Source organism: Pseudomonas syringae pv. cilantro (genome assembly GCF_001293775.1).
GTDB classification, from domain to species: domain Bacteria; phylum Pseudomonadota; class Gammaproteobacteria; order Pseudomonadales; family Pseudomonadaceae; genus Aquipseudomonas; species Aquipseudomonas syringae_P.
In genome coordinates, this window is the sequence record NZ_LGLN01000030.1 from 1 (window position 1) to 805 (window position 805).

The 805-nt window shown below is 50.6% G+C and carries 1 protein-coding gene; it reads right to left on the bottom strand.

Annotation, left to right across the window (positions count from 1 at the left end):
• Positions 1 to 380 precede the first annotated feature (380 nt).
• On the bottom strand, positions 381 to 805 hold a 425-nt coding region (locus tag ABJ99_RS05495; protein ID WP_054084941.1), incomplete at its 5' end, for a DUF3577 domain-containing protein.

Here is an 805-nt window from a genome sequence, read left to right on the forward strand (position 1 = left end):
GGCAGATGGTTTACGGTGATGGACATAGTAGTTCTCCAGGTGCAGGTAACCACCTGGCCCGACCGGGAGGTGAATTACCCGATCAGGTTGGTTTTCGTTCAGTAAAACGTGTGGTTTGAGTTTTGCTGTTGAGGCATCTTTGGGAGGCGATGCTTCAGGACGTGAGCGCTGTGGTCATCAAGGTGACAAAACTGGCCAACAGTTCACTTGCACCTATTCGAGTCAATAGCGATGCGGATGTCTGTTGTCCACATTCGAGAAAAAATAGGCAGAGCACCGTCAACACGAATGTAGCGATGGCGTATTTCATAGAATCGTTACCTGCGTTGTGAGAAAAAGAAAAGGCGCCTGGGAGGGCGCCTTGAGAATGAATCATGCTTTTAAGCGGCTTGTGCTCTAGGCGCGCGCTGCTTTTTGGCAGGTGTCTTTGCAGCGGGTGTTTCTGTTACAGGCGTTTTAGCTGGTGCTTCGGCTTCAGATTGAGCTGGGGGAGTTTCGTCGGAGCTTTGGCTTGAAGTTTCGACAGTAGTCGCATCTTTAGGCTTGGCATCGTAAACGAACTCACCTTCAATTTTGATCCAGGCAAGGTACAAGAGACGGCCTTTGAGGCTGGCACTTGTTTGCCCTTGCTTGGCACCACTGGTGTAGGTGAAAACATCAGCCCAAATATCACCGATGCGGAAAGAAACAAGAACTTTCTTGCCAGCATCAACTGCTTCCTGGCATCGGCGAATCAGCTTCTCAGCTTCAGCGCCAACCACGTTGCAATCGATGTAAGCGTACTCAGCCGAGTCAGTGCTGCCTT